The sequence below is a fragment of the Stenotrophomonas sp. genome (genome assembly GCF_032061965.1).
In the GTDB taxonomy this organism is placed as follows: Bacteria; Pseudomonadota; Gammaproteobacteria; order Xanthomonadales; family Xanthomonadaceae; genus Stenotrophomonas.
Genome location: NZ_DAMBEF010000001.1, coordinates 290,003 through 304,061, shown reverse-complemented (window position 1 = coordinate 304,061; position 14,059 = coordinate 290,003). Strand labels below are relative to the sequence as shown.

Sequence of the window (14,059 nt, the reverse complement as noted above, 5' to 3'; positions counted from 1 at the left end):
CGGTGTCTCCTTTGGGAAAACTAACACCTGAGCAGGTTTTCAGTGGGTCATTACAACCCGGCCGCCACCGGGCGCGTTGACTGGCTCCGCTTCCCCGCATGGTTCGGACATAACCGCTTGGTAGGTAGACGTCGGCAGACTGGCATAGAGGGTCTCGATTTGCCGCTCCCATCGGTTGACCCAGGCGGCCAGGAAGCGGGCGGCGCTTTCGGGGTCTTAGTGAAACTCCCGCGCCATGCTGCGGGTATGTAGACGTCGCACCGAGCTGGCGCGCCCATTGGGCAGATCCGCGGTCGACGCGATGATCTGGCCGCGCAGGGTGAGGGCGTGGCCAACGTGGTCTTGCCAGGCGAATTGAGAGGGAAGCGGCAGATGCGTCATGGCGCCGGATGATCGGAGCAGGCCGGCTCACGGTTTGAGACGGTCCCCCTACAAGAACTGGGGATCGTTTCTCGACCACTCATCGAAAGCTGCACGCATTTCGTCTACGACGATCTTTCGGTCGCAGCCCAGTCGCATGACGGCCTGTTCCATGATCGTTTCGCAGGCCATCCAGAACCCATCGCCCGACCCGTAGCGCTCAAAGGCCTGGCGCAAGGCGGACAGCTCATCGTCCGATAGACACCTGTCGACGGATGGGTCTGGCATGGCCAAATCGTACCATCGGTGGCGAAGCGGTCGTTCGAGGTGAAAGGCGAGGGCAGGGGGATGTTGTCAATGGCCAGATGATCGGGCGGGTCAAACGCATGTACTGAGACGCGAGATCTGCAAAGAAGTGGCAGAAAGAGCTAGGCCATTGGGGCAATAGTGACTGTAAGGAACGACAATAGAATCGGCGCAACTTCTACCGTATTCTCGTGTTTGCCTGAATGATCAGGTCAACCAGGAGGGTGACATGAAGCATTTTGTTGCGGTGATGGCGATTATTGTTGGACTGGCAATGAGCGGAACGGGGCAAGCCGCACCGATGTACGCGACCAACATTGCTTACTTCGATTCCAACGGCACCCTCGTAGGTCAAAAAATACAGTGGTGCAACAATGTCAGGCATTCTCGAGGGAACGTCAGCTCCCCCTATCAAAGGCACGATTGGTATCCCTGTTCCCCGGCTAGCGATCCGGTCGGTGGGTACGTTTGCAGCAAACTCGGATTGAACCTGTCCTGCAATTGGGTAACGACGGTCAGTCCCACTGGCGGGATCGCAGTGGACGGGGGGAACATGCTGCCACCCGGTATGACGGTAGTGGATTCGTGCGTCCTAACAGGGGATTGCTCACCTCAGCTACCTGAGCCATTTGTATATCCGACCATTCCGTAACGGCAGTTCGAACGATTTGAAGCAGGTAGTCAGTATCAAATCTGACTGCCTGTTTCATATCCAGATGTAAAACCGACTCGTGCAGGAGGTGGTCAAGTTCGAGGTCATGGCCGCGCGTTGGTGGCCGGACTACGCGAACTTCGCTGGTGGAGTCCGTTGTTTGTCCAGGTAATCAGCCCATTCCTGCATCATCTTCCTGCGTTCCGGCAGGTGTGAAGTCCGGTTGTGGGACCGGCCATTCGGGTCGCGTACTTCGTGTGCCAGCTGCTGCTCGATGATGTCAGGCCGGAAGCCAAGCACTTCGTCCAGAATCGTCCAGGCCACGGCCAGGAAGTCGGGGGCTCACAGCTCTGCCGCCGGCCTGCTGCCGATCCACAGGGACACGTCGTTGCCGAGCCAGGCCGCGACCTTGACCCGGTAGCTATCCACCCAGTCCCGTTTGGTCAGCCATTCCCGGGCGACCACTTATGGTCTGCAACGCAACGGGGCGGACTGCGACGGACACAAAAAAGGCCGGAAACCCTTGTTGCTGTTGGGTTTCCGGCCTGATTGGGACCTTGTCGGTCCATCTAATGGTGGAGGTGGGCGGAATTGAACCGCCGTCCGAAGGCGCTCCATCCCTGGTCCTACATGCTTAGCTCACCGTTGGATCTCGTCCCGTGGCAGCACGGTGTGCAAAGCGCACCCAGGGACCAGCCTGTTTTGGTTAAGCCGTGACTGACAGGCAGCCGTCACAGCCGGTTCCGTGATAATGACCCTACATCCACGAGCACGGGCACAAGTGGGTTCGGGGCTTACGCCTTAAGCGGCGAGAGCGTAGTTGTCGTCGTTGGCAACTAGAGTTTTGCAGCTGGATTTACGAGGAAAGCTACCCCCTCGGCATGCACCAAGCGACTTCACAACCCCCGTCGAAACCAGTGCACCCCCGGTTGGACTGAGTTGTGAGGGTTTCAGTGGCCTTCCAGTGGACCGGTTGGCTGCCAAAACCTCACTAAGCGGGAGTGATGCTATCTGAAACCAGCTGAATCGTCACGCATCGGCTGAACGTAGCTTCCTCCCGTTAACGCAGTACCGACCTTTCTGCGACGTTTCCTCGTCAAGCATGAGTGCCATCTTGGTAAGGGAAGCAAGTGATGGTCATGCAGCAGCGCAGCCTGCGCGCGTTGGCGGGCGGGGTGGGGCGTGCGTTCCGGCAGCGGGCGTTGGCGCCGGGTGCGCTTTACGTGTTGTTGGCATTGGCAGCTGCCGCCGCGGTCTGGGCGGGGCGGATGCACTTGCCCTTGCTCGCGCCCTTGTTGCTGGTGCTGTGCGCGGCGGTGCTGGGTTGGATGCGGCAGGTGCGGCGTCGGTGGTTGGGTGTTTATCTGGCTGCGGCGGTGTTGCTGCTGGTACTGCAATCGCCTTGGTCAGGGTTGGATCCGGCTGGCGTGGAGCGGGTTGCCCTGGCGGCGATGGCGGCGGCTATCGCGCAGTTGCTGGTCCATACGGCGCGTGTCCTGCAGCTGTCCCGGTTGCTGCAGCAACGCGTCGATCAACTCGACGATGCGGCAATCCTGGCGTTGCTGCCGGCAGAGGCTGCAGACGCGGCCCGCCAATGGCAGCAGGGTGATGACCGCAGGGCAGTGGAGCTGTCAGAGGTGGTCACCTTGACCCTGTTGTACGCGACGCTGAAGTCGCCAGCCGCGCAACGGCTGTGGTTGCGCAGGGTGTTGCTGGGCTAGAGCGTCTTGCGCAGGTAGATGCGTTGGTGGCCGAGAGGGAAGTCCGCAAGCCGGCCGAACACTTCATAGCCGTTGCGCAGGTAGAAACCCTCCGCCTGCCAGTCGAACGTGTCCAGGGTCACGCCGTGGGCGCCGGTTGCTCGTGCCTGCTGTTCTGCCTGCGACAGGAGCTGGCTGCCCAGCCCGGTGCCGCGGTATTCCGGGTCCACCCACAGCACGTGGATGACCAGCCAGCCTGCGCAGATATCCCCCAGCAGGCCGCCACGCAATTGGCCGTTGGCATCTTGGCTGGCCAGCTGCAAGGGGATTTCATCGAAATCGGTGCCACCGGCCTTCTGGTTGAAGGCCAGCAGGCGGGCACAAAGCTGCTCGGCATCCTGCGCGCTCGCCGGTCGCAGCGTACCGCTTGGCATCAGGCGTTGCGGTTGTGGGCGCGCATGGCGCGTTGCTTCTCGCGGGCCCAGTCGCGTTCCTTGGCGGTGTCGCGCTTGTCGTGGTTCTGCTTGCCCTTGGCCAGTGCGATTTCGAGCTTGATCTTGTTCTTGCTCCAGTACATCGCAGTGGGGACCAGGGTGTAACCGTCACGCTCGACGCGGCCGATCAGCTTGTCGATCTCGCGACGATGCAGCAGCAGTTTGCGCTGGCGGCGGTCTTCGGGGACGGTGTGGGTCGAGGCCTGGATCAGCGGGGTGATCTGGGCGCCGATCAGGAAGATTTCGCCATCCTTCACATAGGCGTAGGCGTCGGTCATGTTGCCACGGCCGGCGCGGATCGCCTTGATCTCCCAGCCCTGCAGGACCAGGCCCGCCTCGTAGCGCTCTTCCAGGTGGTACTCGTGCCGGGCACGCTTGTTCAGCGCGATGGTTTTGTCGGCCGTCGCGTTCTTTGCTTTATCCTTGCCGGAGTTCTTGCTCATTTACGTATTGTCTCCGATCCGGAGGCATTCCGGACAAAATTAGTAATCCCATGCCTACCATTCGCCGCAGCGCATTGGTTGAACACTCTGCCGAGCGGATGTTCGACCTGGTCAATGATGTTTCCGCCTACCCGCGTCGTTTCCGATGGTGCGACAAGGCCGAGATCCTGGAACAGGGGGAGCAGAAGCTCGTTGCCCGGCTGGATCTGGGCCTGGGCTCGTTCCGTACCTGGTTCATGACCGAGAACACCTTGCAGCGCCCGTCCAGCATCGATATGCAGCTGCGCGATGGGCCGTTCAAGCGCCTGCACGGGCGTTGGCAGTTCCATGCGCTGTCCGAGACTGCCTGCAAGGTCAGCCTGGAACTGGAGTTCGAGCCAACGTCGCGGTTGCTCGGGCCGGCGCTGGCGCTGGGTTTCCAGGGGCTGGCCGACCGCATGGTCAACGACTTCGTGCGTGTTGCCGACCAGGAGCCCTGAGGCCATGCGCGTGGAAGTGGTGTTGGCCTGGCCCGACAACTACCTGTGCCGCGAGCTGGAGCTGCCCGAAGGCTGTTCCGTGGCCGATGCGGTGGAGGCGGCGGCATTGCCGGGTGCCGAGCTGGCCGTTGCCTTTGCCGTGCACGGGGTCCTCGCGCGCCCTCAGCAGATGCTGGTGGCCGGGGATCGCATCGAATTGCTGCGGCCCCTGCTGGCGGACCCCAAAGAAAATCGCCGCCGGCGAGCGCGCGGCGGCGATTGATCCTGTCAGGGAACGCCGAAGATCAGCGGCCCTTCTTCTTGTCCTTGGCCAGGTTGCGGCCGAACTGGCGCACGCTGTTCCGGGCAAGGTCCGCATCCTGGGTCGGGAAGTAGTCGCCTTCCCAGCGGGTGACCTGGTCGTTCTCGAAGAACACCGTGAAGTTTTTCACCTCGGTCCTGCCCAAGCGGTTGACGCGCTGGCTGGCGGTGTAGTCCCAGCGCTGGGCGTGGAACGGATCCGGGATGGACGGGGTGCCCAGCAAAGCATTGACCTGCTGCTTGCTCTGGCCAACCTGCAACTGCGACACGGATTGTTCGCGGATGAGGTTGCCCTGGTAGATGGGCTGCTTGTAAATGATGCCGCAGCCAGTGGTGGACAGGGCGACAACGGCGATCAGCAAGAGGTTGCGCATTGGGTAGGACGGTTGGGGATATCAGGGCGATGATACACTCCCCGGCACCCAGCGCGATCTGACCGGAGGCAACTGGCGTAAACCGCCAATGAACACGATGGCCATGGAATCCAACGACCTGCGCAAAGTCGGCCTGAAGGTGACGCATCCCCGCATGCGCATCCTGGCCCTGCTTGAGCAGAACACCCCCCATCACCACCTCACCGCCGAGGATATCTACCGCCAATTGCTTGATTGCGGTGACGAGATCGGTTTGGCCACGGTTTACCGTGTGCTGACCCAGTTCGAAGCGGCAGGGCTGGTACTCAAGCACAACTTTGAAGGCGGCCAGGCGGTTTATGAACTGGACCGCGGTGCCCATCATGACCATATGGTGGACATGGACACCGGCAAGATCATCGAGTTCGAAAGCCACGAGATCGAGCAACTGCAGCGCAAGATTGCAGAAGATCATGGTTATGAACTGGAAGAGCACTCACTGGTGCTGTACGTGCGCAAGAAGCGGCGTTGAGCCGGGACTTCACGGCCCCAGGGCTGTGTAGTTGAATCAAGAGCACCGGCCAATGGCCGGTGTTTTTGTTTTGGTTCTTCCCCTGCCAGGAGAGGGGGGAGTGCCGAGCCTTGCTCGGCAGGGGAGTCCCCCGTGAAGGTCCCCGGGCAGTGCCAAGGGGGTCTGCTTTTCTGGCCTGCGTTCCCCAGTGGGGGGGCGCTTGCGTCGGCGCAAGAGTGTTCAACAACGAACCGCCAGGCGAGCGGTGGTGGGCTGCTTGCGCGTTGTTGGTAGGCGGTGCAGGGGCTTTGGGGCGGAAGCTTGAAGGCGAGAGGCTGCCCTCACCCCAACCCCTCTCCCGCAGGCGGGAGAGGGGCTTTTGAAAGCCGAAGCCGAAGCCGAAGCAAGACCAAGGCCAAGGCCAAGGCCAAGGCCAAAGCCAAAGCCAAAGCCAAAGCTGCCTTGGATCAAGCTTCGGTCAGCAGCTTGCGGGCCGCTGCCCGCGCTTCCTTGCTGACCTCGGCGCCGCCCAGCATGCGTGCCAGTTCCTCTTCGCGGCCCTTGCCGTCCAGCAGCTCGACCGCGCTCTGGGTCATGCCTTCCACCGGGGCCTTGCTTACGCGGTAGTGGGCATGGCCCTTGGAGGCCACCTGCGGCAGGTGGGTTACGCACAGCACCTGCCGGCGCTCACCCAAGGCACGCAGTTTTTTGCCGACGATGTCAGCGATGGCGCCGCCGATGCCGGAGTCCACTTCGTCGAAGACCATCGTGGGTACGGCATCCAGGCCCAGCGCGGCAACTTCGATTGCCAGCGAGATGCGCGACAGCTCGCCGCCGGAAGCAACCTTGCGCAGGGCGCGGGCCGGCTGGCCCGCGTTGGCGGCGACCAGGAACTCAACGCGCTCGGCGCCGTTCGGGTCCGGACGCAACTGGGCTTGCGGCTCCAATTCAATCTGGAATTGGCCACCGCCCATGCCCAGTTCGCCGATCAGCGCGGTGGTCGTGTCGGAAAGCGCCTTGGCGGCGGCTTGACGGCTGGCCGTCAGGGTGGCGGCTACCGTTTGCCACTGGGCGGCAGCCTTGTCGATTTCCCCGGCCAGCTTGGCCAAGCGTTCGTCAGCCCCACGCAGTTGCTCAAGTTCGGTCTCGATGCGGTCGCGGGTTGCGGCCAGTTCTTCCATCGGTACGCGGTGTTTGCGGGCCAGGTCGTGCAGACGGCCCAGGCGGCGCTCAATCTCTTCGAATGCGTCCGGATCCGCATCCAGGTCGTCCTGCACGCGGTCCAGCTGCGCCAGGGCTTCCTGCAGCTGGATGTCGGCCGTCTCCAGCATCCCGTCGATGTCGCCGAGGCGGGTATCGTGTTGGCTGACACGGCCCAGCTCATGGCGAACCTGTTGTAGCAGTGACAGCAGGGACGGGCCGTCCTCGTCCCCGTTGAGCAGGCCGCCGGCGCGCTGGCAGGCCTCGATCAGCGCGGTGGAGTGGGCCTGGCGGCGGTGGCTGGCGCCCAGGGCGGCCACCGCCGCCGGCTCAAGATCCTCGCGCTGCAGTTCGCCCAGCTGATGCTCAAGGAAGCCGATGCGGTCGGATACGTCACCCTGCTGCGAGAGCGCATCGCGCTCGTCCAGCAGCGCTTGCCACTTGCCGGTGGCGGCACGCACGGCTCCGCGCTCGACCTCGTTGCGGGCGAAGGCATCAAGCAACGCCAGCTGGCTGGGACGCGACAGCAGTGCCTGTTGGTCGTGCTGGCCATGGATCTCGACCAGGAAACCAGCCAGTTCGGACAGTTGTGATACCGGCACTGGGCGGCCGTTGATGAAGGCCCGCGAGCCGCCGTCGGCGCGGATCACCCGGCGCAGCTGGCACTGGTCTTCATCGTCCAGCTCGTTGTCGCGCAACCAGGCGCGGGCCGGGGCATCGTCGACCAGGCTGAATTCGGCCGACAGCTCGGCACGCGTGGCGCCATGGCGGACCACGCCGGAGTCGGCGCGCAGCCCGGACAGGAAACCCAATGCGTCCACCATCAATGACTTGCCGGCACCGGTTTCACCGGAAACAACAGTCATGCCGGGGCCGAACTCCAGTTCGGTGGCGCGGACAACAGCAAAATCCTTGATCGATAGATGTCTGAGCATGGCAGGCAGTTCAGGGGACCGCGCAAAGCTAGCACGCGTGCCGGGCAGGTCAATGTGGGGGTGTTGTCCCTGGCAGACTAAAAGAAGTTGATCTCACAGGATGAGTCGGAGCCTTGAAACTGCCGGTACAGCCCACATACGGGGCGGGTAGGCGGCAGAACATCCGTCAGGGAACCGGAAATGAACCAAGAAAACACTGAATTCGACCCCGAGAACAGCGCTGCTGGCGGCGACGACGCCCAGCATGACCAGATCGAGGCGCTCCGCGCCGAGCTGGAGCAGGTCAAGGCCGAGTCGCTGCGCGAGCGCGCCGACCTGGAAAACCAGCGCAAGCGTGTGGCCCGCGATATCGAACAGGCCCGCAAGTTCGCCAACGAAAAGCTGCTTGGCGACCTGCTGCCGGTGTTTGACAGCCTGGACGCCGGCCTTGCCGCGGCAGGCACCGAGCCGAACCCGCTGCGCGAAGGCCTTGAACTGACCTACAAGCAGCTGCTCAAGGTGGCTGCCGACAACGGGCTGGCCCTGCTGGACCCGACCGGCCAGCCGTTCAACCCGGAACACCACCAGGCCATCAGCCAGGTCGACGCGCCGGCAGGCGTGGCGCCGGGCGCAGTGGTGACGGTGTTCCAGAAGGGCTACCTGCTCAACGAGCGCCTGCTGCGGCCGGCGCTGGTGGTGGTGGCCCGGGCCGACTGATCGGCCCCGCTGGCTGGCCGCTGCCTAAACAGGCGCAGCCACCAGCAAACAGTGTTCCGGGGATGACTTGAATGTCATCGGGTCATCCCCCACATCCCATTCATCCCCGGCGGCTGCCGGCAAACGAATCCTCAGGAGTCCCCCATGGGCAAGATCATTGGTATCGACCTCGGCACCACCAACTCGTGCGTGGCGATCATGGACGGCGGCAAGGCCCGCGTCATTGAAAACTCGGAAGGCGATCGCACCACGCCCTCCATCGTCGCCTACACCAAGGACGGCGAAGTACTGGTGGGTGCCTCGGCCAAGCGTCAGGCCGTCACCAACCCGAAGAACACCTTCTACGCGGTGAAGCGCCTGATCGGCCGCAAGTTCACCGACGCCGAAGTGCAGAAGGACATCGCCCACGTGCCGTACGGCATCCTGGCGCATGACAACGGCGATGCCTGGGTACAGACCAGCGATGCCAAGAAGATGGCACCGCAGGAAATTTCTGCCCGCGTGCTGGAAAAGATGAAGAAGACCGCCGAAGACTTCCTTGGTGAGAAGGTCACCGAAGCAGTCATCACCGTGCCGGCCTACTTCAACGACAGCCAGCGCCAGGCAACCAAGGACGCAGGCCGCATCGCCGGTCTGGACGTCAAGCGCATCATCAACGAGCCGACCGCGGCTGCACTGGCCTATGGCCTGGACAAGGGTGACAACAAGGATCGCAAGATCGTTGTCTACGATCTGGGCGGCGGCACCTTCGACGTGTCGATCATCGAGATCGCCAACGTCGACGGCGAGAAGCAGTTCGAAGTGCTGGCCACCAATGGCGATACCTTCCTGGGCGGCGAAGACTTCGACAACCGCGTCATCGAGTACCTGGTTGAAGAGTTCCAGAAGGACCAGGGCATCGACCTGCGCAAGGATCCGTTGGCCCTGCAGCGCCTGAAGGACGCCGCCGAGCGCGCCAAGATCGAGCTGTCGTCCGCGCAGCAGACCGAAGTGAACCTGCCGTACGTCACCGCAGATGCCTCCGGCCCGAAGCACCTGAATATCAAGCTGACCCGCGCCAAGCTGGAAGCGCTGGTTGAAGACCTGATCAAGAAGTCGATCGAGCCGTGCCGCGTTGCGTTGAATGACGCCGGCCTGCGTTCGAGCGACATCAGCGAAGTGATCCTGGTCGGCGGCCAGACCCGCATGCCGAAGGTGCAGCAGGCGGTGACCGAGTTCTTCGACAAGGAACCGCGCAAGGACGTCAACCCGGACGAAGCCGTGGCACTGGGTGCCGCGATCCAGGGCGGCGTGCTGGGCGGCGACGTCAAGGACGTGCTGCTGCTGGACGTGACCCCGCTGTCGCTGGGTATCGAGACCATGGGTGGCGTGTTCACCAAGATCATCGAAAAGAACACCACCATCCCGACCAAGGCCTCGCAGACCTTCTCGACCGCCGAGGACAACCAGTCGGCCGTGACCGTGCACGTGCTGCAGGGTGAGCGCGAGCAGGCCCGCTACAACAAGTCGCTGGCCAAGTTCGACCTGTCCGGCATCGAGCCGGCACCGCGTGGCATGCCGCAGGTTGAGGTGTCCTTCGACATCGACGCCAACGGCATCCTGCACGTGTCGGCCAAGGACAAGAAGACCAACAAGGAACAGAAGGTCGAGATCAAGGCCGGTTCGGGTCTGTCCGAGGAAGAGATCGCACGCATGGTCGCCGACGCGGAAGCCAACCGCGAGGAAGACAAGAAGTTCCAGGAGCTGGTGCAGACCCGCAACCAGGCCGATGGTCTGATCCACGCAACCCGCAGTGCCATCACCGAGCATGGCAGCAAGGTGGGTGGCGATGTCATCGGCAAGGTGGAAGCCGCACTGGCCGATCTGGAAACCGCGATGAAGGGCGACGACAAGGCGCAGATTGAAGCCAAGTCGAAGGCACTGGAAGAAGCGGGCCAGCCGTTGTTTGCTGCGGCTTCCGGCGGCGCCGAACAGGCCGGTCCGGCAGCAGGCGGCGACGCCGGCGGCCAGTCCAACGACGACGTGGTGGACGCCGAGTTCACCGAAGTCAAGGACGACAAGAAGTCCTGATGATCCATGGCCTCTCTCCCCTCGGGAGAGAGGCTGGGGTGAGGGTCCGGGTTGCCTGACGGCCCCGGACCTTTGTGTTGTCGACGAACCGACACCCTGGCCCTCCCCTGGAGGGGGAGGGAGAGAAGAGCATGAGCAAGCGCGATTATTACGAAGTACTGGGCGTAGCCCGCACCGCCACCGATGAAGAGTTGAAGAAGGCCTATCGCCGTTGCGCGATGAAGCACCATCCGGACCGCAATCCGGGCGATGCTGCCGCCGAAGCTGCCTTCAAGGAGTGCAAGGAGGCTTACGAAACCCTGTCCGACGGCAACAAGCGGCGCATGTATGACGCCCACGGCCACGCTGCTTTCGAGCACGGCATGGGCGGCGGTGGTGCCGGTGGTCCGGACATGAACGATATTTTCGGCGACATCTTCGGCAATATCTTTGGCGGAGGTGGCGGCGGTCCGCGCCAGCCGCGTCGCGGCGCCGATATCGGCTACGTGATGGAGCTGGACCTGGAAGAAGCGGTGGCTGGCGTCGAGCGCCGCATCGAGATCCCGACCCTGGCCGAATGCGGTGACTGCGACGGCAGCGGCTCGGAAGATCGCAAGGTCGAGACCTGCAACGTCTGCGGTGGTCGCGGCCAGGTGCGCGTGCAACGTGGCATCTTTGCCATGCAACAGGCCTGCCACAACTGCGACGGTCGCGGCCAGATCATCAGCAAGCCCTGCAAGACCTGCCACGGCAATGGCCGTGTCGAGGAAGACAAGGTGCTGTCGGTCAAGGTGCCGGCGGGCGTGGATACGGGTGACCGCATCCGCCTGCAGGGCGAGGGCGAAGCCGGCCCGGCGGGAGCGCCGGCGGGTGACCTGTACGTGGAAGTGCGCGTGCGTGAGCATGCAATCTTCACCCGTGACGGTGATGACCTGCATTGCGAAGTGCCGGTGCGTATTTCGCAGGCGGCCCTGGGCGATGCCATCCGCGTGGCGACCCTTGGCGGTGAGGCGGAAATCCGCATCCCGGCCGAGACCCAGACCGGCAAGCTGTTCCGCCTGCGTGGCAAGGGCGTCAAGTCGGTGCGCAGCCGCACCGAAGGCGACCTGTACTGCCGCATCGTGGTGGAAACCCCGGTGAACCTGACGGCTGACCAGCGCAAGCTGCTTGAGCAGTTCGAGGCTACCTTCATCGGTGAAGAAGCGCGCAAGCACTCGCCGAAGTCGGCAACCTTCATCGACGGCGTCAAGGGCTTCTGGGAACGCATGAAATCCTGAGCCTCACTGTAGTGCCGAGCCATGCTCGGCAAATAGAGCCTCACTGTAGTGCCGAGCCATGCTCGGCTATGTGACATTCCCGGTAACGCTTCTGCCGAGCATGGCTCGGCACTACAGGAATTTTGCTTTTGTGCTGGTTTCAACGGAAAAGCCGCAGCTTGCTGCGGCTTTTTTCGTTATGCGATCTGCTTTTGGTTGCGCCCGCAAGCGTATGCAGTCGCATGCCACTGCGCGGTCGTAGAATACGGCGATGAACGAAGTCGACCACAGCCATCTCGTGCACGGTCGTCGGCAACGCCCGGATGGGCCGTCGCCGGTGGACGTGATCTCCGTGCAATCCCAACTGGTCTATGGCCATGCCGGCAACAGTGCGGCGGTGCCGCCGCTGCGTGCCCTGGGTCTGCGCGTCGCGGAAATTCCCACCACGCTGCTGAGCAATGCGCCGTTCTATGCAACGCTGCGCGGCCGCGTACTGCCGGCGGACTGGTTCGCCGAATTGCTGCAAGGCGCGACCGAACGTGGTCTGCCGCAGCGTGCCGGCGCGCTGGTGTCCGGCTACTTTGGCAGCGTTGCCAACGGTGCCGCGTTCGCGGATTGGCTGGACGAGGTTTTGCCGCAATCGCCGCAGTTGCGTTACTGCCTGGACCCGGTGATCGGTGACACCCACACCGGTCCTTACGTCGAGCCCGGGCTGGAAAAGATCTTCATCGAACGGTTGCTGCCGCACGCCTGGTTGGTCACGCCCAATGCCTTCGAGCTGGGCCGCCTGACCGGCATGCCCGCGCTGGAACAGGACGACGCCATCGCTGCCTCGCGCAAGCTGTTGGAACGTGGCCCGGAATGGGTGATTGCACATTCGGTGTCCGGCGATCCTGGTGAACTGGTGACCCTGGCCATCGGTCGCGAACAGATCTGGCGTTGGACCTCACCCCACCTGCCGGTGGATGTGGCTGGCACGGGCGATGTGTTGATGTCGCTGCTGGTGGCCTTCCTGCTCAAGGGCCATCGTTTCGAAGACGGTGTAAGCCGTGCGATTGCCGGCGTACATGCGGCATTGGAAGCAACCCTGGCTACCGGGGTGGAAGAATTCGACGTACTGGCCGCTGCCCCGGCCGCTCTGGGCACGCCTTACCGCTTCCGTGCCGAGCGTCTGGCATGACGCTGCCGGTCATCGGCATCGTTGGTAGCGGGGGTGCCTATGGACGTTGGTTGCGCGGCTTTTTCGAGTCGCGCATGGGCCTGCAGGTGATTGGCCATGATCCGGTGGACGCGAACTCGCAGACGCCGGAGCAACTGCTGGAACAGGCCGATGTGCTGCTGTTCTCGGCGCCCATCCGGCACACGCCCGCGCTGATCCGCGAATACGTGAAGCAGTCGGCGGGGCGCGAACGCGGCCGGCTTTGGCTGGATGTCACCTCGATCAAGTCCGAGCCGGTCGCTGCGATGTTGGAGTCGCAGGCCTCGGTGGCAGGGCTGCACCCGATGACGGCGCCACCCAAGGCGCCAACCTTGAAGGGCAGGGTGATGGTGGTCTGCGAGGCGCGCCTGGATGCGCGCTGGCAGGCCTGGCTGGACGAACTTTGCATCGCGCTGCAGGCCGAGTGCGTGCGTGGCAGTGCCGAGCACCACGATCGGGTGATGGCCTTGGTACAGGCGATGGTGCACGCCACGCACCTGGCACAGGCCGGCGTGCTGCGGCAGTACGCGCCGATGCTGGGGTCACTCGGTGAGTTGATGCCTTACCGCTCGGCCGCGTTTGAACTGGACGCCGCGGTGATCGCGCGCATCCTGTCGTTGAACCCGGCGATCTACGAGGACATCCAGTTCGGCAACCCGCATGCAGGCGAGGTACTGGATCATCTGCTGCAGCAGCTGCAGAGCCTGCGTGCCTTGGTGGGCGAAGGCGATGATGCCGCCCGTGCGGTGTTCCGCTCGCAGTTCCTGGCCGACAACAAGGCGGCGGTGGATGAGCAGACGCTGCGCGATGGCAACTACAGTTTCGAGCGGGTTGGTTACCTGCTGGCAGACCTGACGGACCAGCGTGCGATGAGCGTGCACCTGCCGGAGGATCGTGCCGGCTCGCTGCGGGAGTTGCTGCATGTGTTCGAACGTCACGGCATCAGCCTGGCGTCGATCCACTCCTCGCGCACGCCTGCCGGTGAAGTGCACTTCCGCATGGGCTTCGTACAGGCGTACGCCGTCGATGTGCTGGAAGCCGCCGCCGCGGAAATCAACCTTAGTGGCATAGGTCGCGTGCTGGAGCGATAGGGCCGGCGGTAGCGGCACAAGCCGCGAAACCCCAGC

At 63.4% G+C, this 14,059-nt stretch carries 13 protein-coding genes, 1 other RNA gene and 1 pseudogene; 9 read left to right on the top strand and 6 right to left on the bottom strand.

Annotation, left to right across the window (positions count from 1 at the left end; translation table 11 throughout):
- Nucleotides 1-1,447 precede the first annotated feature (1,447 nt).
- Together RT460_RS01220 and ssrA are read right to left on the bottom strand one after the other, a co-directional pair.
- Nucleotides 1,448-1,633, bottom strand: a pseudogene (locus RT460_RS01220) (integrase); the annotation flags it as partial.
- Between the two features lie 258 nt (nt 1,634-1,891).
- Nucleotides 1,892-2,245: a transfer-messenger RNA gene (gene ssrA, locus RT460_RS01215) on the bottom strand.
- Nucleotides 2,246-2,457: 212 nt separating this feature from the next.
- On the opposite strand from ssrA, the gene RT460_RS01210 reads away from it, so the two are divergent.
- Complete coding sequence (locus tag RT460_RS01210; RefSeq protein WP_313316653.1) at nt 2,458-3,039, top strand: hypothetical protein; 582 nt, start codon at nt 2,458-2,460, stop codon at nt 3,037-3,039.
- Here RT460_RS01210 and RT460_RS01205 read toward each other — a convergent pair.
- Together RT460_RS01205 and smpB are read right to left on the bottom strand one after the other, a co-directional pair.
- On the bottom strand, nt 3,036-3,452 hold the full coding sequence (locus RT460_RS01205) for a GNAT family N-acetyltransferase (RefSeq protein ID WP_313316652.1): 417 nt from the start codon (nt 3,450-3,452) through the stop codon (nt 3,036-3,038). The genes RT460_RS01210 and RT460_RS01205 overlap by 4 nt on opposite strands.
- Nucleotides 3,452-3,955, bottom strand: coding sequence for an SsrA-binding protein SmpB (gene smpB / locus RT460_RS01200; protein WP_312369274.1), 504 nt, complete (start codon nt 3,953-3,955; stop codon nt 3,452-3,454). The genes RT460_RS01205 and smpB overlap by 1 nt, the downstream gene beginning before the upstream one ends.
- A gap of 50 nt (nt 3,956-4,005) precedes the next feature.
- On the opposite strand from smpB, the gene RT460_RS01195 reads away from it, so the two are divergent.
- Together RT460_RS01195 and RT460_RS01190 are read left to right on the top strand one after the other, a co-directional pair.
- Nucleotides 4,006-4,434, top strand: a complete 429-nt coding sequence (locus RT460_RS01195; RefSeq protein WP_313316651.1) for a type II toxin-antitoxin system RatA family toxin — start codon at nt 4,006-4,008, stop codon at nt 4,432-4,434.
- A 4-nt stretch (nt 4,435-4,438) separates the two neighbouring features.
- On the top strand, nt 4,439-4,696 hold the full coding sequence (locus RT460_RS01190; RefSeq protein WP_313316650.1) for an RnfH family protein: 258 nt from the start codon (nt 4,439-4,441) through the stop codon (nt 4,694-4,696).
- Between the two features lie 22 nt (nt 4,697-4,718).
- Here the strand turns inward: RT460_RS01190 and bamE are convergent, their stop codons facing one another.
- Complete coding sequence (gene bamE, locus RT460_RS01185; RefSeq protein WP_313316649.1) at nt 4,719-5,108, bottom strand: outer membrane protein assembly factor BamE; 390 nt, start codon at nt 5,106-5,108, stop codon at nt 4,719-4,721.
- A gap of 103 nt (nt 5,109-5,211) precedes the next feature.
- Here bamE and fur point away from each other — a divergent pair, with 103 nt between their 5' ends.
- On the top strand, nt 5,212-5,619 hold the full coding sequence (fur, locus tag RT460_RS01180; RefSeq protein ID WP_313316671.1) for a ferric iron uptake transcriptional regulator: 408 nt from the start codon (nt 5,212-5,214) through the stop codon (nt 5,617-5,619).
- A 446-nt stretch (nt 5,620-6,065) separates the two neighbouring features.
- Here the strand turns inward: fur and recN are convergent, their stop codons facing one another.
- A complete protein-coding gene (gene recN / locus RT460_RS01175) occupies nt 6,066-7,733 on the bottom strand; it encodes a DNA repair protein RecN (RefSeq protein ID WP_313316648.1) in 1,668 nt (555 codons plus the stop codon).
- 180 nt (nt 7,734-7,913) lie between these two features.
- On the opposite strand from recN, the gene grpE reads away from it, so the two are divergent.
- The 5 genes from grpE (at nt 7,914) to RT460_RS01150 (ending at nt 14,023) form a co-directional block, all read left to right on the top strand.
- Nucleotides 7,914-8,429 carry a nucleotide exchange factor GrpE gene (gene grpE, locus RT460_RS01170; RefSeq protein ID WP_313316647.1) on the top strand — a complete coding sequence of 172 codons (516 nt, stop codon included), beginning with the start codon at nt 7,914-7,916 and terminating at the stop codon, nt 8,427-8,429.
- A 144-nt stretch (nt 8,430-8,573) separates the two neighbouring features.
- Nucleotides 8,574-10,499 (top strand): molecular chaperone DnaK, encoded by a 1,926-nt coding sequence (dnaK, locus tag RT460_RS01165; protein WP_313316646.1) that lies wholly within the window; start codon nt 8,574-8,576, stop codon nt 10,497-10,499.
- A 131-nt stretch (nt 10,500-10,630) separates the two neighbouring features.
- Complete coding sequence (dnaJ, locus tag RT460_RS01160) at nt 10,631-11,755, top strand: molecular chaperone DnaJ (RefSeq protein WP_313316645.1); 1,125 nt, start codon at nt 10,631-10,633, stop codon at nt 11,753-11,755.
- 250 nt (nt 11,756-12,005) lie between these two features.
- Nucleotides 12,006-12,914, top strand: a complete 909-nt coding sequence (gene pdxY / locus RT460_RS01155; protein WP_313316644.1) for a pyridoxal kinase — start codon at nt 12,006-12,008, stop codon at nt 12,912-12,914.
- Nucleotides 12,911-14,023: a prephenate dehydrogenase gene (locus RT460_RS01150; protein WP_313316643.1), complete on the top strand. Its 1,113-nt coding sequence runs from the start codon at nt 12,911-12,913 to the stop codon at nt 14,021-14,023. Before pdxY ends, RT460_RS01150 begins: the two co-directional genes overlap by 4 nt.
- The last annotated feature ends 36 nt before the right edge of the window (nt 14,024-14,059 follow it).